General features: G+C 46.3%; 19 protein-coding genes, 2 tRNA genes and 3 rRNA genes. 21 read left to right on the top strand and 3 right to left on the bottom strand.

Features of this window, described 5'->3' with window-relative positions:
• On the bottom strand, nt 1–516 hold the full coding sequence (fabA, locus tag MAR181_RS16800; RefSeq protein ID WP_013797797.1) for a bifunctional 3-hydroxydecanoyl-ACP dehydratase/trans-2-decenoyl-ACP isomerase: 516 nt from the start codon (nt 514–516) through the stop codon (nt 1–3).
• Nucleotides 517–773: 257 nt separating this feature from the next.
• On the opposite strand from fabA, the gene MAR181_RS16795 reads away from it, so the two are divergent.
• A complete protein-coding gene (locus tag MAR181_RS16795; protein ID WP_013797796.1) occupies nt 774–1,694 on the top strand; it encodes an alpha/beta fold hydrolase in 921 nt (306 codons plus the stop codon).
• Between the two features lie 30 nt (nt 1,695–1,724).
• On the opposite strand, the gene MAR181_RS16790 is transcribed toward MAR181_RS16795, so the two are convergent.
• Nucleotides 1,725–2,705 (bottom strand): polyprenyl synthetase family protein, encoded by a 981-nt coding sequence (locus tag MAR181_RS16790; RefSeq protein WP_013797795.1) that lies wholly within the window; start codon nt 2,703–2,705, stop codon nt 1,725–1,727.
• A 282-nt stretch (nt 2,706–2,987) separates the two neighbouring features.
• Here MAR181_RS16790 and rplU point away from each other — a divergent pair, with 282 nt between their 5' ends.
• From rplU to MAR181_RS16765, 5 genes are all read left to right on the top strand, one after another.
• Nucleotides 2,988–3,296, top strand: coding sequence for a 50S ribosomal protein L21 (gene rplU, locus MAR181_RS16785; protein WP_013797794.1), 309 nt, complete (start codon nt 2,988–2,990; stop codon nt 3,294–3,296).
• 36 nt (nt 3,297–3,332) lie between these two features.
• Entirely contained in the window at nt 3,333–3,590 is a 258-nt protein-coding gene (rpmA, locus tag MAR181_RS16780; RefSeq protein WP_013797793.1) for a 50S ribosomal protein L27, read from the top strand.
• Between the two features lie 106 nt (nt 3,591–3,696).
• Nucleotides 3,697–4,887 carry an Obg family GTPase CgtA gene (gene cgtA, locus MAR181_RS16775; RefSeq protein WP_013797792.1) on the top strand — a complete coding sequence of 397 codons (1,191 nt, stop codon included), beginning with the start codon at nt 3,697–3,699 and terminating at the stop codon, nt 4,885–4,887.
• A 26-nt stretch (nt 4,888–4,913) separates the two neighbouring features.
• Nucleotides 4,914–6,035, top strand: coding sequence for a glutamate 5-kinase (proB, locus tag MAR181_RS16770; protein ID WP_013797791.1), 1,122 nt, complete (start codon nt 4,914–4,916; stop codon nt 6,033–6,035).
• Nucleotides 6,036–6,047: 12 nt separating this feature from the next.
• Nucleotides 6,048–6,410, top strand: a complete 363-nt coding sequence (locus tag MAR181_RS16765) for a diacylglycerol kinase (protein WP_013797790.1) — start codon at nt 6,048–6,050, stop codon at nt 6,408–6,410.
• A 64-nt stretch (nt 6,411–6,474) separates the two neighbouring features.
• Here MAR181_RS16765 and rpsT read toward each other — a convergent pair whose 3' ends face one another.
• Complete coding sequence (gene rpsT, locus MAR181_RS16760; RefSeq protein WP_013797789.1) at nt 6,475–6,738, bottom strand: 30S ribosomal protein S20; 264 nt, start codon at nt 6,736–6,738, stop codon at nt 6,475–6,477.
• Between the two features lie 237 nt (nt 6,739–6,975).
• Between rpsT and murJ the strand changes: the two genes are divergently transcribed.
• From murJ to MAR181_RS16680, 15 genes are all read left to right on the top strand, one after another.
• Nucleotides 6,976–8,544, top strand: a complete 1,569-nt coding sequence (gene murJ / locus MAR181_RS16755; protein WP_013797788.1) for a murein biosynthesis integral membrane protein MurJ — start codon at nt 6,976–6,978, stop codon at nt 8,542–8,544.
• A 123-nt stretch (nt 8,545–8,667) separates the two neighbouring features.
• Nucleotides 8,668–9,597 carry a bifunctional riboflavin kinase/FAD synthetase gene (gene ribF / locus MAR181_RS16750; RefSeq protein WP_013797787.1) on the top strand — a complete coding sequence of 310 codons (930 nt, stop codon included), beginning with the start codon at nt 8,668–8,670 and terminating at the stop codon, nt 9,595–9,597.
• 32 nt (nt 9,598–9,629) lie between these two features.
• Nucleotides 9,630–12,452 (top strand): isoleucine--tRNA ligase, encoded by a 2,823-nt coding sequence (ileS, locus tag MAR181_RS16745; protein ID WP_013797786.1) that lies wholly within the window; start codon nt 9,630–9,632, stop codon nt 12,450–12,452.
• Nucleotides 12,453–12,456: 4 nt separating this feature from the next.
• Nucleotides 12,457–12,963, top strand: a complete 507-nt coding sequence (lspA, locus tag MAR181_RS16740) for a signal peptidase II (protein ID WP_013797785.1) — start codon at nt 12,457–12,459, stop codon at nt 12,961–12,963.
• A complete protein-coding gene (gene fkpB / locus MAR181_RS16735) occupies nt 12,960–13,391 on the top strand; it encodes an FKBP-type peptidyl-prolyl cis-trans isomerase (protein WP_013797784.1) in 432 nt (143 codons plus the stop codon). The genes lspA and fkpB overlap by 4 nt, the downstream gene beginning before the upstream one ends.
• On the top strand, nt 13,388–14,338 hold the full coding sequence (gene ispH / locus MAR181_RS16730; RefSeq protein ID WP_013797783.1) for a 4-hydroxy-3-methylbut-2-enyl diphosphate reductase: 951 nt from the start codon (nt 13,388–13,390) through the stop codon (nt 14,336–14,338). Before fkpB ends, ispH begins: the two co-directional genes overlap by 4 nt.
• Before the next feature lie 254 nt (nt 14,339–14,592).
• Nucleotides 14,593–16,132: ribosomal RNA gene (locus MAR181_RS16725) — 16S ribosomal RNA — on the top strand.
• 189 nt (nt 16,133–16,321) lie between these two features.
• Nucleotides 16,322–16,398, top strand: a tRNA-Ile gene (locus tag MAR181_RS16720).
• Between the two features lie 107 nt (nt 16,399–16,505).
• A tRNA-Ala gene (locus tag MAR181_RS16715) sits at nt 16,506–16,581 on the top strand.
• A 290-nt stretch (nt 16,582–16,871) separates the two neighbouring features.
• A 23S ribosomal RNA gene (locus MAR181_RS16710) occupies nt 16,872–19,761 on the top strand.
• A 184-nt stretch (nt 19,762–19,945) separates the two neighbouring features.
• Nucleotides 19,946–20,060, top strand: a 5S ribosomal RNA gene (gene rrf / locus MAR181_RS16705).
• The 16S, 23S and 5S rRNA genes sit together here with 2 tRNA genes alongside, the layout of an rRNA operon.
• A 631-nt stretch (nt 20,061–20,691) precedes the next feature.
• Nucleotides 20,692–21,360, top strand: a complete 669-nt coding sequence (locus MAR181_RS16700) for a LysE family translocator (protein ID WP_013797782.1) — start codon at nt 20,692–20,694, stop codon at nt 21,358–21,360.
• 495 nt (nt 21,361–21,855) lie between these two features.
• Nucleotides 21,856–22,248 (top strand): hypothetical protein, encoded by a 393-nt coding sequence (locus tag MAR181_RS16690; RefSeq protein ID WP_013797781.1) that lies wholly within the window; start codon nt 21,856–21,858, stop codon nt 22,246–22,248.
• A gap of 241 nt (nt 22,249–22,489) precedes the next feature.
• A complete protein-coding gene (locus MAR181_RS16685; protein ID WP_013797780.1) occupies nt 22,490–22,795 on the top strand; it encodes a chorismate mutase in 306 nt (101 codons plus the stop codon).
• 92 nt (nt 22,796–22,887) lie between these two features.
• Complete coding sequence (locus MAR181_RS16680) at nt 22,888–23,388, top strand: GNAT family N-acetyltransferase (protein WP_013797779.1); 501 nt, start codon at nt 22,888–22,890, stop codon at nt 23,386–23,388.
• The last annotated feature ends 131 nt before the right edge of the window (nt 23,389–23,519 follow it).

The following is a 23,519-nucleotide window of genomic DNA, read 5'->3' as shown; positions in this document are numbered from 1 at the left end:
TTAGAAATCTTCTGTTGAAGTAAATAAACCAACACGCAAATCTTTTGCAGTGTATATTTCACGGCCATCTACTTTAACGCTTCCGTCTGCGATTCCCATCACCAACTTACGTTCAATAACGCGTTTCAGGTTGATGTGAAACGTTACTTTTTTGGCAGTTGGTAGGATTTGACCAGTGAATTTTACTTCACCTGAGCCAAGTGCACGTCCACGTCCTTTATTGCCTTTCCAGCCAAGGAAAAAGCCAACAAGTTGCCACATGGCATCTAAGCCTAGGCAGCCAGGCATTACAGGGTCGCCTGGGAAGTGACATTCAAAAAACCAAAGATCTGGGTGGATATCTAGTTCGGCAATGATTTCGCCTTTGCCATGTTCACCACCCTCAGTTGAGATATGAGTAATGCGATCCATCATTAGCATGTTGCCGACAGGAAGCTGAGCATTACCTGCCCCAAACATCTCGCCATGGCCACATTTTAATAGTTCGTCTTTTTCAAAAGATGAAGCTGTAGTCATTATAGTCCTATATCCACATCCAGCCGCAGACTAGAAATAGCTCGGTGGGTTATGTGGTCCAGTTTGCGGTATAAAATCTCGCTGATTATATCGGTTTGGCGCGGCAATATGAATGTTTGTGAGGAAAAAAAACCGTCAATAGATCGAAAAACGCTCAACAGTAAAGGCTTTTTCGGCAGAAATGACTTTGAGGATCTTTTCATCACTGGATTTCTGTTAGTATTTGCTTTTTCTTTGTACGGATATTTGAGCTTTATATGGACCAAGATGACACGTTAACTTTATCAACCTGGAAACATGAGCTGCCTGATGGTCATCTGCAGGGTTATTCTCATTATGAAGACGTGAGTCAGCCGACGATTCATTTTTTACATGGCAATGGATTTGCGGTGCAGACCTATGCTCGTTTTTTGTCTCAATTGAAAGGGTATAACTTAATCTTGCAGGATGCCGCGGGGCACGGTGGTTCTTCTGTGACCAAAGGCTTTGTTGGCTGGAATGAGACCGCATCTCGCTTTTCGCAATCTTTGTTACAGCGACAAAAGCTGGAGCCGAGTGCAGAAATGATTGGCATGGGACACAGTTTTGGTGGCTGTATGACGGCTTTGATGAACCAGTTAGATGAGCCCATATTCAGTCGCATGATTTTATTAGATCCGGCGCTGTTTCCACCACGTCTTATTTGGATGATGCGCGGCGTGAAATTGGCGGGTTTGACGCGCCATATTCCGCTTGCGAAGCAGGCCAAACGACGTCGTACTCAATGGGAAAGCCATGCGCAAGTTCATAAAAGTTTTTATGAGCGCGGTACATTTAAAGGCTGGGAAGCAGAGTGTTTGGAGGGTTATATTGATTCTTCTTTGTTGCAGGATGAGAAAGGTCACTATCAATTAAGATGTCCAACTTGGATGGAGGCGGCGATTTTTTCGAGCTATCCAAAAGGCTTGTGGAAAAAGATCGCACAAATATCGGTGCCGACCTACATAGTGCTGGGCAAAGATACCTTTGATTATTTCAAAGAAGCTTATCGTTTGTGTGCAAAACTGAATTCAAACATTCATTTGATTGAAGTGGAAGGTGGGCATTGTTTTATGCAGCAAGACTCGGCATTGGCCGCGCAAGTTGTCATGGATACATTGCAAAGGGGTGAACGGAATACATCAGACTCAGTGGCTTAATCTCGGCTTGAGTCTGATGTATTGAAATCGCTAGTTGCGACGTTTTACCGATGCATGTGCAAGAGCGGTTAGAGCGTCTTTGTAGTCAGACTCAGGTAAGTGTTGGATGGCTTCAATGGCCAAGTCCGCTTGTTGTTGAGCCTGTTGTTGCGTGTAATCGATGGCACCACAATGACGAACGTCGTTGATGATTTCTGCCAGTTGATCTAAACCGCCTGTCAAAATAGCTTGTCTGACACGCTCTTTCGCATCGTCTGTACCATATTTCATGGTATAGATAAGCGGCAACGTGGGTTTCCCTTCGGAAAGGTCGTCCCCAACACTTTTGCCCATTTCTTCTGCTGTGCTGGTGTAATCCATGACATCATCGACTAATTGGAAGGCGGTACCTACGTACATACCAAATAAACGTAGTGCTTCTTGTTGTTGCGGGGAGGCTTCGGCTACCACTGCACCGCATAACGCCGCGCCTTCAAACAGTTTGGCGGTTTTGTATTGAATCACCTTTAGGTAGTTGGCTTCTGTGGTATCTGGGTCGCCGCAGTTGATTAACTGCTGAACTTCACCTTCGGCAATAATGTTGGTGGTTTTGGCTAAAATTTCCATGCAAGGCATGTTGCCAACATCGACCATAATTTGAAAGGCGCGAGAGTAAAGGAAGTCACCAACTAATACGCTGGGTGCGTTGCCCCACTCTTCATTGGCGGTTTTTTTGCCGCGGCGCATATCGGATTCATCGACCACATCATCGTGTAACAAGGTTGAGGTGTGAATGAATTCAATGATGGTCGCCATTTTAATGGCGTTATCCAGTTTTTTGTCTGCTAGTTCTGAGCAGCTTTTTGCGGCTAATAAAACCAGTAAAGGTCGTAAGCGTTTCCCGCCGTTACTAATAATGTAGTAGCCGATTTGCTCGATGAGAGGGATGTCACTACTAAGTTGTGAGACGATATAATCGTTCACTTGACCAAATTCGTTGGCCACAACATCGTGTATTTGTATAGGTTGCATGCAATTTCCGAAGCTATAAAAGTCTCAAGCTGATCAGCAAGTGTGCCTCATGCTAGGTAAGGCTCGTGTCAGGGTCAACCCAAAATATGAAAAATGTATAAAGACTCTGCTTTTTCCTTGTATTAATTGAGCTGATTTTGTACAATCCTGCGTCCGATTTACCCACATTTTGCTCCCTATCATATGGTTGTTGGTTTTCGTGCTTTTTGATGAAGATTGATTGCCACTAGAAGTAGGTCAAATACAAATTCAGTAGCCGGGTAGATCTTATTGGAGAAGAACATGTTTGCAGTAATTAAAACTGGCGGTAAGCAATACCGTGTACAAGAAGGCCAAACCCTTAAAGTTGAAAAGCTTGCGGTTGAAGAAGGCGGTGTTGTTGAATTCAATGACGTTCTTCTTGTAAGTAACGGCGACGATGTAAAAGTTGGCGCTCCAGTTGTAGAAGGCGTTAAGGTAACAGCTGAAGTTGTTACTCACGGTCGCGGAGACAAAGTGAAAATTTTGAAATTCCGTCGTCGTAAGCACTCTATGAAGCGTATGGGTCATCGTCAGTGGTTCACGGAAGTGAAAGTAACTGGTATCAACTAAGCGCTAGCGTTAATTAACTTATTTAAGGAGTAATTCATGGCTCACAAAAAGGCGGGTGGTAGTACTCGTAACGGTCGCGATTCCGAGTCGAAACGATTAGGTGTCAAACGTTTTGGTGGTCAAGTTGTGATTCCAGGTAACATTCTAGTTCGTCAACGTGGTACTCAGTTCCATGCTGGTGAAGGTGTTAAGATTGGTAAAGATCACACTTTGTTTGCTGTTGCAGAAGGCCAAGTGAAATTTGAAGTAAAAGGTAAGTTTAAGCGTCGTACAGTTTCTGTCGTAGCGGCTTAATCATTTGCTAAAAATTAAAAAAAGCTCCGCAGCGCGGGGCTTTTTTTTTGTAAGAATTCTATAATCAGGTTTGTTGACCTAGATAACCCACCGAAGAGGTGTTTCTGTGAAATTTGTTGATGAAGCCAGTATCTATGTAAGAGCAGGTAAGGGCGGTAATGGTTGTTTGAGCTTTTGGCGCGAGAAGTTTGTCGCAAAAGGTGGCCCGGACGGCGGTGATGGCGGTAATGGTGGCAGTGTGGTGTTGGTGGCGGACGAGTCACTTAATACGCTGATCGATTTTCGCTATACCAAAAAGTACATCGCTGAAGGTGGTGAAAATGGCCAGGGTCGCGATATGACTGGAGCGAAAGGGTCAGACCTTGAGATCAAAGTGCCAGTAGGAACCACTGTCATCGATGAAGATACAGGTGAGACACTGGGGGACTTGGTGAAAATCGGTCAGACCCTTAAGGTGGCTCAAGGCGGTCATCGAGGTTTGGGTAATACGCGTTTCAAATCCAGTACCAACCGAGCGCCGCGTCAAACCACCAAAGGTACGGTGGGTGAAGAGCGTACTCTGAAGTTGGAAATGAAGGTGTTGGCGGACGTTGGTTTGCTGGGTCTGCCAAATGCGGGTAAGTCGACCTTTATTCGTTCTGTGTCCTCTGCTAAACCGAAAGTGGCGGATTATCCATTTACGACCTTGGTGCCGAATCTTGGTGTGGTAAAGGTGAAGAAGCACCAGAGTTTTGTGATTGCTGACATTCCTGGAATCATCGAAGGGGCATCTGAAGGGGCGGGTCTTGGTATTCGATTCCTGAAGCATTTGGTGCGTAACCGTATCTTGTTGCACATTGTTGATTTAGCGCCTTGGGATGAAGTGACGCCGGCGGAAGCAGCGCAAATTGCGGTTAACGAGCTGGAGCAGTTTAGTCCCGCGCTAGCGCAGCGTGATCGCTGGTTGGTGTTGAACAAGACGGACATGGTGCCGGAAGATGAGCTAGAAGAGCGTTGTCAAAGTGTGATTGATGCTTTGGGCTGGGAGGGTCGTACTTATCGCGTCTCAGCTATTTCTGGCGAAGGGACGGAGGTCTTGTGTCTGGACTTGATGACAGTGCTTGAAGAGCAGCGTACCTTGCTGGCGGAAAGTGAAGAAGCTCGAGAGCAAGAAGAGGCGATGCGCCGTCTGATCGATGAAGAAGGTCGTAATCGTATCCTGTCGTTGCGTGAAAAGCGTCGTAAAGCGGGTCAAGCATTGGATGACGATGACTTTGACGACGATGATTACGATGTGGAAGTGGAATACGTTGGTTAATCGGGATTGTGAGTATAAGTAGTATCATGGAATTACGAGAGAAAATTGCACAGGCGCAGCGCATCGTTGTCAAAATTGGCAGCGCCCTACTAACGAATGATGGTCAGGGCTTGGATGTGGCTCGCATTGGTTTGTGGGTGGCGCAAATTGCCGAATTAAAGGCTCAGGGCAAGGAAGTGGTTCTAGTGTCTTCTGGTTCCATTGCTGCAGGCATGAAACGGTTGGGTTTCGTGACTAGGCCGACTCAAGTGAATGAGTTGCAGGCTGCCGCAGCCGTTGGTCAGATGGAATTGGTTGGCATTTATGAGTCTCATTTTGAAAAACATGGCCTGTGCACGGCGCAAATATTGCTGACTCATGATGATCTGTCGAACCGTCGACGCTACTTAAATGCACGGTCTTCGTTGCGAACTCTGCTTGGTTTGGGTGCTGTACCCATTGTTAATGAAAATGACACAGTTGTAACCGATGAAATCCGCTTTGGTGATAATGATACCTTGGGGGCTCTAGTGGCCAACTTGGTTGAGGCGGACGCCTTGATTATTTTGACAGACCAGCAGGGCTTATTTGATAAAAATCCGCGTGATCATCAAGATGCAACATTGATCTCTTATATTTCGGCTTCGGATGATGGTTTGGAGGCAATGGCCAGTGGTGGTGCCGGTGTCCTTGGTAGTGGTGGTATGTTGACCAAGGTTCGAGCGGCACGTTTGGCGGCACGTTCTGGCGCGGATACTTTGATTGCCTCGGGTCGAGAAGAGGATGTTATCCTGCGTTTGTCTGCTGGAGAAAACTTAGGGACTTGGTTGTTGCCTGAGCATGGGCCGATTGCTGCTCGTAAGCAGTGGTTGGCTGGGCATTTAAAGAGTCGTGGCGCATTAACTTTGGACCAAGGTGCAGTAAAAGCACTGCGTAAAGCGGGGAGTTTGCTGTCGGTTGGTGTGAAGGATGCAGAAGGAACGTTTTCTCGCGGTGACATGGTGATCTGTGTTGATGAGTCGGGCGGTCTAGTGGCGCGTGGCTTGGTTAATTACAGTGTCGCAGAAACCTTGAAGTTGCTTGGTAAACCATCTGGAGACATTGGTGAAATACTGGGCTATGAAGGTGAGCCTGAGTTAATTCATCGAGATGATCTGGTGATTATTTAACGAGGTGGGTGTATGGCTAAGCCGGGAAAGGTTGGGTTGAATCGAGTGCTGAGTGCTTCCAAGTACTCTTATCAAGGGTTGCGCGCTCAATGGCAGCATGAAGCGGCTTTTCGTCAGGAAGCGTGTCTGTTTTTAATTTCCTTACCCTTTGCTTTGTGGTTGGGTGACAGTGGTTTAGAGCGCGCTGTATTGATTTTTTCTGTTGCTATGGTGTTGATCGTTGAAACACTCAATTCGAGCGTTGAGGCGGTTGTGGATCGTATTAGTCATGAGCATCATGAGTTGTCTGGGCGGGCAAAAGATTTAGGTTCAGCGGCTGTGATGCTGGCACTTATTTTGGCGGCAGTCGTTTGGCTGGTTATTTTGTTTGGCTAGCAAACTGAAAGAAAGGCAAGAGCAGATATAAAAAAACCGGCATTAGCCGGTTTTTTTATAGGGATTAGGCCAGTGCTTTGATTTTAGCACTCAAGCGACTCTTATGACGAGCTGCTTTGTTTTTGTGATATAGGCCTTTGTTAGCCGCTTTGTCTAGCTTTGAAGTCGCTAGAACGTAAGCTGCTTGTGCTTCAGCTTGATTGCCTGCCTCGATAGCTGCGTCTACTTTTTTCAAGTAAGTGCGAACCATAGAACGAAGGCTACCATTGTGAGCGCGACGTTTGATTGCCTGGCGCGCACGTTTTTTTGAACCGGCGGAATTTGCCACGGTCTGGCTCCTTTAAGTTTTCTAAATGAAAAACGACACAGCAAAAGTGCTGTGTCGTGAAATTAATGTCAAAGTTTTAAACTTTAAAATCTCGCGGCGGATTTTACCAGTTTTTCACATTGTCACAACCCTATTCTGCAAATATTCGTGAAAACAACCGATATATTTGGCTGCGTTAACAGCCTTGCAGGTGTTATTCTTGTGGGAATTTATCATTCGGATGTGTTGTAAGCCAAAATGTCAGAACTTGATTCTCGTGTCAGTAAAAATCGTAACTCTTTGTCTTTATTGCGTTCTGGGGTGCTGGTTTCGGTTTGTACCTTTCTTTCTCGTATTCTCGGATTGGTGAGAGATGCAGCTTTGGCCTTTGTTTTAGGGGCAAGCGGCAGTGCCGATGCTTTTTATGTTGCGTTCAAAATTCCTAACTTTTTTCGTCGTTTGTTTGCTGAGGGTGCGTTTGCGCAGGCCTTTGTTCCTGTGTTAAGCGAATATCGAGTAAAAGAAGCGCATGAAGATGTGCGTGCCTTAGTCGCGGCGGTAACAGGATCGCTGGCGCTGGTGCTGCTGTGTGTGACGGCGCTGTTTATGGTGTGTGCGCCTTGGGTGGTTTACGTTTTTGCCCCTGGCTTTGTTGATGATGCGAGTCAGGCTCAGTTAGCATCTGAGTTGCTGGTGATTACCTTTCCCTATTTATTGTTTATTTCGCTGACCGCTTTGGCGGGCGGCATATTGAATGCGCATGGTGAATATGCTGTGCCGGCCATTACGCCCATTTTCCTGAATATTTCTCTGATTGTGGCTACCTTGGTGTTTGCTCGCTCGGCTGCTCAAGCTGAAGTGGCGGTGGCGTGGGGTGTGTTTTTTGCTGGTTTGATTCAGTTGTTGTTTCAGGTGCCTTTCCTCGCTCGATTAAAGTTGTTGCCTATGCCCAAAATGGGTTTTGGTCATCCCGGCGTGAAGCGTATCTTGATCTTGATTGGACCGGCACTATTTGGCGTGTCAGTTGGGCAGATTAATTTGTTATTGGATACGGTGCTGGCGTCGTTTTTAGAAACGGGCAGCATTACTTGGTTGTATTTGTCTGATCGCTTGTATGAATTGCCGCTTGGGATTTTTGCTATTGCTATTAGTACGGTGATTCTGCCGTCTTTGTCGCGAAGCTTTTCAGGTGGTGAAGCCTCGCGTTTTTCTGAAACCATGGATTGGGCGTTGCGTTTATTGTTGTTAATCGCAATACCGTCTTCATTGGCCTTGTTTATGTTGGCCGAGCCTTTGATTGCGACGATTTTCTATCGGGGTGAGTTGACCTCAGATGATGTGTTTAAAGCAGCTCAGAGTTTACAAGCCTATTCGTTGGGGTTGGTCTTTATGATGCTGATTAAGGTGCTGGCACCGGGTTATTATGCGCGTCAGGATACCAAAACACCGGTTAAAATAGGCATTGTCGCCATGGTCTCTAACATGGTGTTTAACCTGATTTTGGTTTGGCCGCTTGGCCATGTTGGTTTGGCTTTAGCGACCAGTTTGTCCGCCGCATTAAATGCTTTCTTGCTTTGGTGTGGCTTGTATAAAGCCAAGCATCATGTGTTTACGGTGCAGTGGCGAGTACTGTTACGGATTTTGATTTGTGCGACGTTGGCGTTGGCAGCCTGTTTGTATGTGTTTCAAAGCTTGGGGTGGCAGTGGACGCAAATGTCGGACATTCAGCGCATTGCTAAGACACTGTTGATGGTCTGTTCAGGTGTGGCTGTGTATGGCGTTGTGGCGGTTGTGGCGGGTTTACGACCGTCGATTATGAAACATTGATGCTTTTTTAGCGGCGCTTTTGCATGGCTTGTGCAAGTTCTGGCCTACCTTCAGTCCATGAACTGCTATATAATCGCGAGTATTTTTTTGACGCTAATCTTTAATTGTTCTGTACGGGGTTCTATGGAGTTAATACGCGGTATTCATAATATCCGTCCAAGGCATAAGGCCTGCGTGCTGACGATCGGCAATTTCGATGGTGTTCATTTAGGTCACAGTGCGATTTTGACAAGGGTAAAAGCGCTTGCGAAACAATATGATGCACCGGCTGCCATTATGATTTTTGAACCACAGCCAAGAGAGTTTTTTGTGCCAGAGTCGGCGCCAGGGCGAATTGGTCGTTTGCGTGACAAGGTGAAGTGGTTAGAGGGGCAAGGCATCGATTATGTGTTGTGTATGCCATTTAATCCCAAATTGCAGCAGCTTGATGCGCAGGCGTTTTGCCAGCAAATCTTGCTAGAGGGATTGTCTGTTAAGCATTTGGTGGTCGGAGACGATTTTCGCTTTGGTTGTGATCGCCAAGGGGATTTTGATTACCTTAGTGGCTTTGGTGTACAGCATGGCTTTGAGGTGGAGAATACACCTTCTGTGTTAAATGCGGCGGGTGAACGAGTTAGTAGTTCAATCGTTCGCTTGGCACTGGAGCAAGGCGATATTCATGCTGCTGAATGTAATATGGGCCACGCTGTGACGTTAAGTGGTCGAGTGATCCATGGTCAGCAGCTTGGTCGTAAGTTGGGTTTCCCTACTGCGAATGTTCATTTGAAAGGGGTGAAATCAGCCTTATCAGGTGTTTATGCGGTTCGTCTTACGGTAAATGATAAAGAGCATGATGGCGTTGCCAATATTGGTGTGCGTCCAACGGTACAAGGTAAAACACCTATTTTAGAGGTGCACTTGCTGGACTTTGACGGTGATCTTTATGATCAATATGTCAAGGTGACGTTCTGCCAGTTTATTCGTGCAGAGCGTAAAATGTCTGGCTTGGAAGAGCTTGAAAAACAAATTCAATGTGACAAAGAAGAGGCAATTCGCTTCTTCAGCAATCAGTGAACTGATGATCTTTGAGGATAAATCGATAAACCATGAGTGATTATAAACCGACACTGAATTTGCCAAACACGGATTTCCCGATGCGTGGCGATTTGGCAAAACGTGAACCTGCGATGCTTAAGCGTTGGCAGGATATGGATCTTTACCAGAAAGTACGTGAAGTGAGTAAAGGTCGTAAGCCATTTATTCTTCATGATGGCCCTCCATATGCGAATGGCAGCATTCATATTGGTCACGCGGTTAACAAAATCCTCAAAGACATTATTGTTAAATCGAAAACCGTGAGCGGATATGATGCACCTTATATTCCTGGTTGGGATTGTCATGGTCTGCCGATTGAGCACAAAGTTGAACAAATGATCGGTAAGGCTGGCGATAAAGTCTCGTTCAAAGAGTTTCGCGCCAAATGCCGTGAATATGCTTACACGCAAATTGAAGAGCAGAAAAAAGATTTTGTTCGTCTGGGTGTGATGGGAGATTGGGAAAAGCCTTATCTGACCATGAACTTTGAAACCGAAGCGAATATTGTCCGTGCACTCGGTAAAATCGCCGAAAACGGCCACCTAGTAAAAGGTTTTAAGCCAGTTTACTGGAGTGTGGTGGGTGGTTCAGCGTTAGCCGAAGCGGAAGTGGAATATCAAGACAAAACCTCCTTGTCTTTAGATGTGCGTTACGCGCCTCAAGACGAGGCCGCTTTCTTGGACAAATTCTCCGATGTGACAGGGGAAGGGGCCGTTTCTGTGGTGATCTGGACAACCACGCCTTGGACTTTACCTGCCAGTCAGGCGGTATCCATTCATCCAGAGTTTAATTATGCCTTGGTCGAAGTCGACATGGGTCAAGGTACAGAACGTTTAGTGCTAGCGGAAGACATGGTACAAAGCATCATGCAGCGCTACGGACAAGAAAATTACCGTATTGTTGGTCGTGCGGTAGGCAAGGATTTGAATGGTTCACTTTTGAATCATCCATTCTTTAAGCGAGACATCCCAATGATATTGGGTGAGCACGTAACCACCGATGCTGGTACGGGTTGTGTTCACACAGCGCCAGATCACGGTGTCGATGACTTTAATGTTGGTCGTGCTAACGGCCTAGGCACTATTAACCTAGTGCAAGACAACGGTGTGTATTCTGATGCGGCTGGCGAGTTTGCTGGCATGCATGTGTACAAGGTTGACGGTGCGATATTAGACGCTTTGAACGCGAACCAAGCGTTGGTCTTTGAGTCTAAAATCTTCCACAGTTACCCGCATTGCTGGCGTACTAAGACACCTTTGATTTTCCGTGCAACGCCACAGTGGTTTGTCAGCATGGATGAAAAAGGCTTGCTGGATTCAGCGAAAGATGCTGTAAAGGGTGTGAAGTGGACGCCAAGCTGGGGACAAAACCGCATGGAAGGGATGTTGAATAACAGCCCGGACTGGTGTGTCTCTCGTCAGCGTACTTGGGGTGTGCCGATTGCTTTGTTTATCGATAAAGAGACCCAAGAGCTACACCCTGAAACACCGCGCCTAATTGAAGAGGTCGCGAAGCGTATTGAGCAAGAAGGTATTGATGCTTGGTTTGAGCTAGATGCCGCTGAATTGCTTGGTGCTGATGCCGAGAAATACAGTAAAGTGACAGACACTTTGGATGTATGGTTTGATTCTGGTGTAACGCATTACTCTGTCATTGACCAGCGTGAAGAGCTTAGTTTCCCTGCAGACTTGTACCTTGAGGGGTCTGATCAGCATCGTGGTTGGTTCCAGTCTTCTTTGAAAACGTCGATCGCCATTCGTGGTGTGCCGCCTTATAAAGGTGTATTGACTCACGGTTTCACAGTAGATGGTGATGGTCGCAAGATGTCTAAGTCTTTGGGTAACGTTGTTTCACCGCAGAAAGTCATGAGCACTTTGGGTGCTGACATTATCCGTTTGTGGGTTGCGGCGACTGATTATACGGGTGAAATGACCGTATCTGACGAAATCCTGAAGCGTGTCGCGGATTCATACCGTCGTATTCGTAATACGGCTCGTTTCATGTTGGCGAACTTGAATGGTTTTGATCCGGCAAAAGACATGGTTGAGAGCGAAAACATGATCGCACTTGACCGCTGGATCGTAGATCGTGCAGCACAGTTGCAAAAAGAGATCGACGAAGCTTACAACGAATACCAGTTCCACGCGGTGAATCAAAAAATTCAAAATTTCTGTTCAGTGGATTTAGGTGGCTTCTATTTAGACGTGATCAAAGATCGCCAGTATACGACTCAGCCAGACAGCTTGGCGCGTCGTTCTGCACAAACGGCTTTGTATCACATTGTTGAAGCGTTTACCCGTTGGATCGCGCCAGTATTAAGCTTCACTGCTGATGAAATTTGGCAGTCTTTGCCGGGAGAGCACGGTGAAACGGTATTCCTTGAAACTTGGTATGAAGGATTAACTGAACTGTCTGGTGACGAAGAGCTTGGCCGTGATTTCTGGAAGCAAGTGTTGGAAGCGAAGGTTGCGGCTAACAAGGTGCTGGAAGCGGCTCGTAATGATGGCAAAATTAAAGCCAGCTTAAGTGCCGATATTACCTTGTACTGTGACGATGCATTGCAAGGTGTGTTAGATCGATTGGGTGAAGAGTTGCGTTTTGTGTTGATTGCATCTGATGTCAAGGTCTTGCCATTGGCGCAAGCGCCCGCTGATGCTGTTGACTCTGAATTGCCTGGTTTAAAAGTGTCAGTTGTCACGAGTTCGAATGAGAAATGTGTTCGTTGTTGGCACCACAGAGAAGAAGTTGGCAAGCGTGAGACACATCCAGAGTTGTGCGATCGTTGCATTAGTAACCTGCCTGACGGAGAAGGCGAAGAACGCCTTTATGCTTAATTAGATGAAACTGACTTATATCTGGCAACAACTTCAGCGCTGGTGGGCGCTGGCGTTGGTTGTTTTTGCATTGGATTGGATTACGAAGCAGGCCATTGAAGCGAACTTGCATTATGGGCAAGAAATCGCACTGTTGCCGGTGTTCGATCTCACTTTGCGTTACAACACGGGGGCGGCCTTTAGTTTCTTGGCGCAAGCGGGTGGCTGGCAGCGCTGGTTGTTTTCAATCATCGCTATTGCCGTGGTAATAGGTATAAGTTGGCGTTTGGTTAAGATTGCGAAAACTCATCGTTTGGAAGCCTTATCTTTAAGCCTGATTTTGGGTGGTGCTATTGGTAACTTATACGATCGTTTAGCGTACGGGCATGTTGTCGACTTTATCCAGTTTCATTGGCAGCAATCTTGGTATTTTCCGGCCTTTAATGTGGCAGACAGTGCGATTACGATCGGGGTGATTTTGATGTTGCTGGAAAGCGTTATTAGCCCTGAAAAAAAAGGTGGTGAAAAATGACTTCAATTACGGCGCAGAGCCAAATTACCCTTCACTTTGAATTGGCCTTAGAAGATGGGCAGGTTGTGGACTCCAACTTTGAACAAGCACCTGCCAGCTTTCGCTTTGGTGATGGTAGTTTGCTGCCAGCATTTGAAGCGTCTTTGCTTGGTTTGAAAGCGGGTGATGAATCGAGTTTTACTATGGCACCTGAAAAGGCCTTTGGTGCTCATAATGAAAGCAATTTGCAGCGTATTCCACGTTCTCAGTTTGAAATGGATCTCGAAGAAGGGATGGTAGTATCGTTTGCCGATATGAGCAAAAACGAATTGCCGGGTGTTATCGCAGAAATTGGTGAAAAGGATGTGTTGGTAGATTTTAATCATCCATTGGCCGGTCGAACATTGACCTTTAAGGTTCAGATCATCGAGGTCGAGGAGTCTGCATGAGCTTTGCTATCCAGCTAGCGAATCCACGTGGCTTTTGTGCTGGTGTGGATCGTGCTATTGATATCGTTAATCGTTGCTTAGATCTGTTCGAGGCGCCTATCTATGTGCGTCATGAAGTGGTTCATAATAAATTTGTAGTTGAATCATTAAAGGCGCGAGGGGCGGTGTTTGTTGATGAGCTCGATCAGGTGCCCGACGATAATATTGTGATCTTCAGTGCTCATGGTGTATCTAAAGCTGTAAGAGATGAGGCGGCCAATCGAGGTTTAAAAGTTTTCGATGCGACGTGTCCTTTGGTAACCAAAGTTCATCTAGAGGTCTTGCGTTATTCTCGTGATGGAATGGAGTGCATCTTAATCGGTCATGATGGGCATCCTGAAGTGGAAGGCACCATGGGACAGTATGACGATTCAAAAGGTGGTGCTATTTACCTAGTGGAGAGTCCAGCTGATGTGGGCAATTTAAGCGTTCAGAACCCGGATCAATTAGCTTTCGTAACGCAGACAACCTTATCTATGGATGATACTTCTGTTGTAATCGATGCGTTGCGTGAACATTTTCCACTGATTCGTGGCCCTAAAAAAGATGATATTTGTTATGCAACACAGAATCGTCAGGATGCAGTGAAAACACTCGCGCAAGAGTCGCAGCTAGTGTTAGTGGTTGGGTCGGTAAACAGTTCCAACTCAAATCGTTTAAAAGAGCTGGCTGAGAGAATGGGCGCAACGGCTTATCTAATAGACAACGCGAGTGAAATTCAGCATGACTGGTTGAATGAGGTGACGAGCGTTGGTGTCACAGCGGGAGCGTCAGCACCAGAAGTGCTAGTGAACGAGGTGATTGACCGACTTGTTGCAGAAGGTGGCTCAGCGCCAGAAGAGCTTCAAGGAAGAGAGGAAAACGTTTCGTTCTCCATGCCAAAAGAACTCAGAATAGTAGAAGTCTGATTGGCTCTTTTTATCAGAAAGAACTTTTTCTGATTTTTATGAAAAAACTACTTGCGTAAAAATAATCAGACTGTATTATACGCCCCCACTGACAGCGAATAAGCAGTCAACGCTCTTTAAAATAGATAATCAGATAATTTGTGTGGGCGCTCGCTGGGGCTTCAAAAAAAATTGAAGTCTTACGAGAGTCAAACACGTCAATTCGCTTTATTAAGTAATTGTTAGTGTTTCGAATTTTGAGTAAGCAAACTTTTTAACTGAAGAGTTTGATCATGGCTCAGATTGAACGCTGGCGGCAGGCTTAACACATGCAAGTCGAGCGGAAACGATGATAGCTTGCTATCAGGCGTCGAGCGGCGGACGGGTGAGTAACGCGTAGGAATCTGCCTAGTAGAGGGGGACAACATGTGGAAACGCATGCTAATACCGCATACGCCCTTTTGGGGAAAGGAGGGGATCTTCGGACCTTCCGCTATTAGATGAGCCTGCGTGAGATTAGCTAGTTGGTGGGGTAAAGGCCTACCAAGGCGACGATCTCTAACTGGTCTGAGAGGATGACCAGTCACACTGGGACTGAGACACGGCCCAGACTCCTACGGGAGGCAGCAGTGGGGAATATTGGACAATGGGCGCAAGCCTGATCCAGCCATGCCGCGTGTGTGAAGAAGGCCTTAGGGTTGTAAAGCACTTTCAGGAGTGAGGAAGGGTAGTTTGTTAATACCAAATTACTTTGACGTTAGCTCCAGAAGAAGCACCGGCTAACTCTGTGCCAGCAGCCGCGGTAATACAGAGGGTGCAAGCGTTAATCGGAATTACTGGGCGTAAAGCGCGCGTAGGTGGTTTGTTAAGTCTGATGTGAAATCCCAGGGCTCAACCTTGGAATGGCACCGGATACTGGCAGGCTAGAGTACGGTAGAGGGGTGTGGAATTTCCTGTGTAGCGGTGAAATGCGTAGATATAGGAAGGAACATCAGTGGCGAAGGCGACACCCTGGACTGATACTGACACTGAGGTGCGAAAGCGTGGGGAGCAAACAGGATTAGATACCCTGGTAGTCCACGCCGTAAACGATGTCTACTAGCCGTTGGGTTGTAATGACTTAGTGGCGCAGCTAACGCAATAAGTAGACCGCCTGGGGAGTACGGCCGCAAGGTTAAAACTCAAATGAATTGACGGGGGCCCGCACAAGCGGTGGAGCATGTGGTTTAATTCGAAGCAACGCGAAGAACCTTACCTACTCTTGACATCCAGAGAACTTAGCAGAGATGCTTTGGTGCCTTCGGGAACTCTGAGACAGGTGCTGCATGGCTGTCGTCAGCTCGTGTTGTGAAATGTTGGGTTAAGTCCCGTAACGAGCGCAACCCTTATCCTTACTTGCCAGCACTTCGGGTGGGAACTTTAAGGAGACTGCCGGTGACAAACCGGAGGAAGGTGGGGACGACGTCAAGTCATCATGGCCCTTACGAGTAGGGCTACACACGTGCTACAATGGCGTATACAAAGGGCAGCTAACTTGCGAGAGTGTGCAAATCCCATAAAGTACGTCGTAGTCCGGATTGGAGTCTGCAACTCGACTCCATGAAGTCGGAATCGCTAGTAATCGTGGATCAGAATGCCACGGTGAATACGTTCCCGGGCCTTGTACACACCGCCCGTCACACCATGGGAGTTGATTGCTCCAGAAGTAGCTAGCTTAACCTTTCGGGGATGGCGGTTACCACGGAGTGGTCAATGACTGGGGTGAAGTCGTAACAAGGTAGCCCTAGGGGAACCTGGGGCTGGATCACCTCCTTAAACGATATGAAGCACTGGTGAGCGTTCACACAAATTATCTGATATCTGTAGTTTAGAGTGTCGTAGTCTGAATCGATTTGATTTAGCACAGATTGGATTAGTTGATCAGTTGGTTAGAACGCACCCCCTTTACTAAGGTAGAGAGCAGGGTGAGGTCGCAGCCGACTAGGTTGAGAATCTAGTAAGTATGGGTCTGTAGCTCAGTTGGTTAGAGCGCACCCCTGATAAGGGTGAGGTCGGCCGTTCAAATCGGCCCAGACCCACCAATTTTCCTTACAACTTCGTTATGAAGTTTCTCGCATAGTGAGCTATGCGTCAAAACTTCACGCCTTGTTCTAAGAAAAATTCGGTGAATAAAGAAAGACGAAAAAATGGGGCTATAGCTCAGCTGGGAGAGCGCCTGCTTTGCACGCAGGAGGTCTGCGGTTCGATCCCGCATAGCTCCACCATTTCTTGGAAAACATACACGACACAATCAAAGCCTTAAGCAAGATACTACTAACCCTGCATGATTCGTTATGCGGAGGTGATTTATAGTCTCTGACTTAGTGCTTTGCACTAAACTTGCTCTTTAACAATTCGAATTTTGAAATAACGATGAATCAAGCGTTAAACCGGTGGAAAGCACTTTAACCTAGTGACTTTCTATTATCGTAAATCCAGAGAAGAGACAAAAGCTTCTTTGGTATGTGATTCTTAATATGACACTCTTCTGAGTGGAAACTATTTTGGGTTATATGGTCAAGTGACCAAGCGTGCACGGTGGATGCCTTGGCAGTCAGAGGCGATGAAGGACGTGGTAATCTGCGAAAAGCTCGGGGGAGTCGATAAACAGACTTTGATCCCGAGATGTCCGAATGGGGAAACCCACTCTACTTGTAGAGTATCCCACAGTGAATACATAGCTGTGTGGAGGCGAACCCGGGGAACTGAAACATCTAAGTACCCGGAGGAAAAGAAATCAACCGAGATTCCCTAAGTAGCGGCGAGCGAAAGGGGATTAGCCCTTAAGTTGATTTGGTGTTAGTAGAAGACTCTGGAAAGGGTCGCCGTAGAGGGTGATAGCCCCGTATACGAAAACGCCATTTTAATGAAAACGAGTAGGACGGGACACGTGTTATCCTGTCTGAATATGGGGGGACCATCCTCCAAGGCTAAATACTCCTGACTGACCGATAGTGAACCAGTACCGTGAGGGAAAGGCGAAAAGAACCCCTGTGAGGGGAGTGAAATAGATCCTGAAACCGTGTACGTACAAGCAGTGGGAGCCGATTTATTCGGTGACTGCGTACCTTTTGTATAATGGGTCAACGACTTATTTTCAGTAGCAAGGTTAAGCGAATAGTGGAGCCGTAGGGAAACCGAGTCTTAATAGGGCGTTTAGTTGCTGGGAATAGACCCGAAACCGGGCGATCTATCCATGAGCAGGTTGAAGGTTGGGTAACACTAACTGGAGGACCGAACCCACGTACGTTGAAAAGTCCGGGGATGACTTGTGGATAGGAGTGAAAGGCTAATCAAGCTCGGAGATAGCTGGTTCTCCTCGAAAGCTATTTAGGTAGCGCCTCGCGTATTGCCATTGGGGGTAGAGCACTGTTTGGGCTAGGGGGTCATCCCGACTTACCAACCCCATGCAAACTCCGAATACCAATGAGTATGAGCGCGGGAGACACACGGCGGGTGCTAACGTCCGTCGTGGAAAGGGAAACAACCCAGACCGTCAGCTAAGGTCCCAAAGTTACAGTTAAGTGGGAAACGATGTGGGAAGGCTCAGACAGCTAGGAGGTTGGCTTAGAAGCAGCCATCCTTTAAAGAAAGCGTAATAGCTCACTAGTCGAGTCGGCCTGCGCGGAAGATATAACGGGGCTCAAACTGTACACCGAAGCTACGGATTCAAGATTTATCTTGGATGGTAGAGGAGCGTTCTGTAGGCCGTTGAAGGGAAAGCTGTAAGGCATCCTGGAGGTATCAGAAGTGCGAATGTTGACATGAGTAACGATAAGGGGAGTGAAAAACTCCCCCGCCGGAAGACCAAGGTTTCCTGTCCCATGTTAATCAGGGCAGGGTGAGTCGGCCCCTAAGGCGAGGCAGAAATGCGTAGTCGATGGGAAACAGGTTAATATTCCTGTACTCGTGTATATTGCGATGGAGAGACGGAGAAGGCTAGGCCAGCGCGGCGATGGTTGTCCGCGTTTAAGGTTGTAGGCTGGGGTTTTAGGTAAATCCGGAACCCTTTAAGGCTGAGAATTGATGACGAGTCCTCTTTTGGACGAAGTGGTTGATGCCCTGCTTCCAGGAAAAACTTCTAAGCTTCAGATATACAGGAACCGTACCCCAAACCGACACAGGTGGTCAGGTAGAGAATACCAAGGCGCTTGAGAGAACTCGGGTGAAGGAACTAGGCAAAATGGTACCGTAACTTCGGGAGAAGGTACGCCGGCCGGTGTGAAGGACTTGCTCCGTAAGCACTAGTCGGTCGAAGATACCAGGTGGCTGCGACTGTTTATTAAAAACACAGCACTCTGCAAACACGAAAGTGGACGTATAGGGTGTGACGCCTGCCCGGTGCTTGAAGGTTAATTGATGGGGTTAGCGTAAGCGAAGCTCTTGATCGAAGCCCAAGTAAACGGCGGCCGTAACTATAACGGTCCTAAGGTAGCGAAATTCCTTGTCGGGTAAGTTCCGACCTGCACGAATGGCGTAACGATGGCCACACTGTCTCCACCCGAGACTCAGTGAAATTGAAATCGCAGTGAAGATGCTGTGTATCCGCGGCTAGACGGAAAGACCCCGTGAACCTTTACTATAGCTTCACAGTGAACTTTGAACCTACTTGTGTAGGATAGGTGGGAGGCTTTGAAGATAGGACGCCAGTTCTATTGGAGCCAATCTTGAAATACCACCCTGGTACGTTTGAGGTTCTAACTCAGGTCCCTTATCGGGATCGAGGACACTGTGTGGTGGGTAGTTTGACTGGGGCGGTCTCCTCCCAAAGAGTAACGGAGGAGCACGAAGGTGTGCTCAGCATGGTCGGAAATCATGCATAGAGTGTAAAGGCAAAAGCACGCTTAACTGCGAGACAGACACGTCGAGCAGGTACGAAAGTAGGTCTTAGTGATCCGGTGGTTCTGTATGGAAGGGCCATCGCTCAACGGATAAAAGGTACTCCGGGGATAACAGGCTGATACCGCCCAAGAGTTCACATCGACGGCGGTGTTTGGCACCTCGATGTCGGCTCATCACATCCTGGGGCTGAAGCCGGTCCCAAGGGTATGGCTGTTCGCCATTTAAAGTGGTACGCGAGCTGGGTTTAGAACGTCGTGAGACAGTTCGGTCCCTATCTGCCGTGGACGTTTGAGATTTGAGAGGAGCTGCTCCTAGTACGAGAGGACCGGAGTGGACGAACCTCTGGTGTTCCGGTTGTCACGCCAGTGGCATTGCCGGGTAGCTACGTTCGGACGGGATAACCGCTGAAAGCATCTAAGCGGGAAGCCTCCCTCAAGATAAGATCTCACTGGAACATAAGTTCCCTAAAGAGCCGTTGAAGACTACGACGTTGATAGGTTGGGTGTGTAAGTGCTGTGAGGCATTGAGCTAACCAATACTAATTGCTCGTGAGGCTTGACCATATAACACCAAAGTGGTTTTACTGTATAATGGAGTGATTCATTAACAGGCACATAGATTACGATCCGGTTTAATACTTGATCCACGTTATTTCAAAATGAATTGTTAAAGATCCAAGCAACGTATTCGCGTGTTTTGGTTGCAGAGTAGAAGAACTCGAACCGGAACGATACGCAAACCGAATTGCTTGACGATCATAGAGGCGTTGAACCACCTGATCCCATCCCGAACTCAGAAGTGAAAAGCGCCATCGCCGATGGTAGTGTGGGGGATCCCATGTGAGAGTAGGTCGTCGTCAAGCTTTATATTAAGAAGCCCTGATAGGTTATCCTGTCAGGGCTTTTTTACGTCTGTAGAAAAGTCACGATCCGAAACAGCGACGCCTTGCGTCACTGACGTCGTCAGCGGCTTACGCTGCTACGGATCTTGTACGATGTTAGCAAGATGATTTAAGGATGAAGTGAAGCTTCAGATCATAGTAGTCGCAGTCTCTAATATCCTCAGTACTCTATGCCTTTTAAACAAAACTCGATCCGAAGTAGCGACGCCTTGCGTCACTGACGTCGTCAGCGGCTTACGCTGCTTCCACTTCTACTAATTCGATAAGGTTTAGGCCGGATGAGAACAGCGTAATCGTGTGTTCATTATCTAGCATCAGTCATTTAACATTGTTTTAAGGTTGGTTATTTATGCAGTGTTGCTTGTTTAGTCCTTCCACCTAGGAAAAGACTGTACTACTATCAAACCGCTATACTATTGCTTGTCGAAATAATGCGCATGTACGTTTTGACCGCTCACTTTTCAGGGATGTTGAAAAAATCATTTAACCTCAAGGTATTACATTTCCTAGAAAAGACTTCATCAGCAAGAATGCGCATGTGCACTATGAAATAGATTAAACAAACCACATGAAAATTAGAGGATAAAATCGAATGCTTGATTTTCACACTTGGGTAGTATTTCTATCCGCATCATTGGCTTTAGCGTTTGCTCCCGGACCTGGAATGCTCTATGTCCTTTCTCGAACGATTTCTGGAGGGAGGTCTGTTGGCGTTGCCTCTACACTTGGTGCCGCGAGTGGAGGGGTAGTCCATGTATTTGCTGCTGCACTAGGAATGTCTGCTATTTTAGCCACGTCGGCGGTTGCATTCACGGTGGTTAAATATCTAGGTGCCATTTTTCTGGTTTATCTAGGTGTGAAAATGATCTTGTCTGCATTTAAAAAGGTGGATTTAAGTACCGTTAAAAGAGAAACAGAGAAAAAGGGTGAAATAAAGTCCGCTTTTTACCAAGGCGTTATTTCAGAAATACTGAATCCTAAAACGGCTATTTTCTTTTTAGCATTTATCCCGCAATTTATTCACCCTGAAAAGGGAGATCTGTTCCTCCAGTTTTTTGTATTAGGTATGGTGGTCGTCTTATTTAATTCTTTACCTGATTTTTTAATATCATTTTTTTCGAAGCCAGTAGAGCACCTTTGGAATACGAGTGCGACATTCAGAAAAGTACAGCAAGCCACCTCTGGTCTCTGTCTTGTTGGGTTAGGTATCTATTTGGCTCTGTCTGGGTCTAACAAAGGCATTCAATTGAAAAACGCGTGATTTAGAAGGTACACGTCAGTTTCCCTTGAAATATAACGGTTTAAATCTAGGGGCAGAGAGAAATAGCACTGTTTCTTATCTGACCCCAGATTGACAAGAACGCATATCAAATCAATCCCAGCCTGTGACGCCTAGCGTCACTTTCGCCGTCAGCGGCTTATGCATTTCGCCACTTATGTCGTTGGCATTTCAGGAGGTGGTCGTATTTATCAGCTGGAGCAATACATAACCGCAGGTCACAAAGATCAACAGGTCTTAGAGTTGACGGCCGAGCACTGGACCGGACCATCTAAGTTTATCGTACCATTATTGAAACCATGCAAAGTATTGCTTGGATGTATCTTGTAGTTTTCATATTTGCCCTTATTGCTTATCTGATTGTTCGAGGTTTTGAGTTAAAAAATATTAACAAGCAAAGCCACTCGGACTAAATTGTCGCAGCGTTCCAATTTAACCTGGTGCTGTGGGCGCTTTGTTTAAAATTGTGGGATATATATGTTATTGAATAAGATTCAACAGGAATTGAAAGAGGCAGTAGAAGCCTTGATTGATGCGGGGTGCAATTATCGACTTGATGACCTTGAAAGATTATATGCGCCAGAACTGACCATTGTCATGCTCCTGCCTGATGGGAGTGTTTTAAATTTTGATTACCAACAAAACATGGAATTCTTCCGTCAATTACGAGATTCCGGTGCACCTCCAATCGATAAAACGGCTGAATATAATTATATTGATGTGCGAGATCAATTTGGTTATGTGATCGTTACGCGACAGATGGATTTGGGAGAAGGTTCCAAAAAAATTGTTTTTAATCTCATGCTCAATAAATCGAATGGTGTATGGCAGATATACCGTGAACAGGCCGTCGTAATAAGTGAAACCTAATATGTTAGGGAAGGTGTGAATAAGTCTGCTGAAAGACCCGAAGGGCGTGGCCTAAGTTCTCTTTATTCTTTGTTAAGCTTGTTGCCTATATGTTCAATATTGAACGGCGAAACTTACCTCGAATAATAGAGAATGATGTACACGCTGAAGTCAGTGGACTTGTTCGTACCTTCCTTAGCAGGACGTGCAAATTGAGCGCGTCTCTGCTTTAAGCGTTATGACTCTTTTGGAGGTAAGGATTGTGGAAGACTTAAGTGATTATCGAAAGAGCATAGATAATATTGATAATGCCATTATTGCTATGTTCGCCGAACGTTTCAAAGTCACGAACAAAGTAGGCATATTCAAAGCGAAAAATGGGTTGCCAGCGAAAGATATTGAACGTGAAGATTCTCAGTTCACTCGCATTGCAGAATTAGCAGAAACGTATGGATTAGATCCAGAGTTTGCAAAAGACTTTCTGAAAACGGTAATTGATAGGGTTGTTTCAAATCACGTTACAATTGCTAATAGTTATTCATTTGAACGTCATGACAACACGCTGTAGCAATACCGTCCTAAAAACACGGCTTTGTGGTGGGCTGTTAACTCTTTCATGCTCGTCACTAAACTTGGCATGAGAATTTTTTAGGCGAGATTATGCCGTTTGAAAATTTTTGTTCAGAAAGGCTGGATATCTTTAGGTTCCCTGCTGAGACCCCAGAGTTATTGAGCGCTATCATTGATGTACTATCAGGTGATGCCACAGAATATTTGCCTGAAGAATGGGCCAATATAGATAGTCAGAGTAAGGCTGATACATGGCTTAAACAACGACTATCTGAAGGTGACTTGTTCTTAGTGTCAAAAAAGGCGTGTAATACGTTTGTTGGGTTACTTCTGATCTATGGTTTTGAACAAGGTAAGAAGGATCAAGACGTTCGTATCGGTTACGTGATTTCAGATGAGTTCTGGGGGAAGGGGTTCGCCAGTGAGTTAATTAAGGCGCTGATCTCTAAATTATCCAAGATCGAAGGCGTGTCTTCAGTTATCGGAGGTGTCGTCCCTAGCAATATCGGTTCGGTAAAGGTTCTTACTAAAAACGGTTTTCATTTTCTTGAGAGCCTTAATGGTACAGCGTTCTATCAGCGAAAATGCTAACAATGAACTCAATCCCAGCTAAGAGGTGTTTAGTTTTCAGCTTGTCTAGACCATCACCCTCTACACTTATCAAACCTAGGTTCTGTCTAAGCTTTGGTTATTCATAAAGTCAGCTTGATCACGGACGTGTC

Source organism: Marinomonas posidonica IVIA-Po-181 (assembly GCF_000214215.1).
GTDB classification, from domain to species: Bacteria; Pseudomonadota; Gammaproteobacteria; order Pseudomonadales; family Marinomonadaceae; genus Marinomonas; species Marinomonas posidonica.
This window is presented reverse-complemented; position numbering and strand designations above follow the sequence as displayed.

Bases quoted from the DNA above. Each gene is read 5' to 3' on its own strand.
- MAR181_RS16700 (WP_013797782.1), top strand. From the start codon at position 20,692: ATGCTTGATTTTCACACTTGGGTAGTATTTCTATCCGCATCATTGGCT.
- fabA (WP_013797797.1), bottom strand. From the start codon at position 516: ATGACTACAGCTTCATCTTTTGAAAAAGACGAACTATTAAAATGTGGC.
- MAR181_RS16680 (WP_013797779.1), top strand. From the start codon at position 22,888: ATGCCGTTTGAAAATTTTTGTTCAGAAAGGCTGGATATCTTTAGGTTC.
- rplU (WP_013797794.1), top strand. From the start codon at position 2,988: ATGTTTGCAGTAATTAAAACTGGCGGTAAGCAATACCGTGTACAAGAA.
- fkpB (WP_013797784.1), top strand. From the start codon at position 12,960: ATGACTTCAATTACGGCGCAGAGCCAAATTACCCTTCACTTTGAATTG.
- lspA (WP_013797785.1), top strand. From the start codon at position 12,457: ATGAAACTGACTTATATCTGGCAACAACTTCAGCGCTGGTGGGCGCTG.
- ispH (WP_013797783.1), top strand. From the start codon at position 13,388: ATGAGCTTTGCTATCCAGCTAGCGAATCCACGTGGCTTTTGTGCTGGT.
- MAR181_RS16795 (WP_013797796.1), top strand. From the start codon at position 774: ATGGACCAAGATGACACGTTAACTTTATCAACCTGGAAACATGAGCTG.
- murJ (WP_013797788.1), top strand. From the start codon at position 6,976: ATGTCAGAACTTGATTCTCGTGTCAGTAAAAATCGTAACTCTTTGTCT.
- rpmA (WP_013797793.1), top strand. From the start codon at position 3,333: ATGGCTCACAAAAAGGCGGGTGGTAGTACTCGTAACGGTCGCGATTCC.
- MAR181_RS16765 (WP_013797790.1), top strand. From the start codon at position 6,048: ATGGCTAAGCCGGGAAAGGTTGGGTTGAATCGAGTGCTGAGTGCTTCC.
- MAR181_RS16690 (WP_013797781.1), top strand. From the start codon at position 21,856: ATGTTATTGAATAAGATTCAACAGGAATTGAAAGAGGCAGTAGAAGCC.
- ileS (WP_013797786.1), top strand. From the start codon at position 9,630: ATGAGTGATTATAAACCGACACTGAATTTGCCAAACACGGATTTCCCG.
- ribF (WP_013797787.1), top strand. From the start codon at position 8,668: ATGGAGTTAATACGCGGTATTCATAATATCCGTCCAAGGCATAAGGCC.
- proB (WP_013797791.1), top strand. From the start codon at position 4,914: ATGGAATTACGAGAGAAAATTGCACAGGCGCAGCGCATCGTTGTCAAA.
- MAR181_RS16790 (WP_013797795.1), bottom strand. From the start codon at position 2,705: ATGCAACCTATACAAATACACGATGTTGTGGCCAACGAATTTGGTCAA.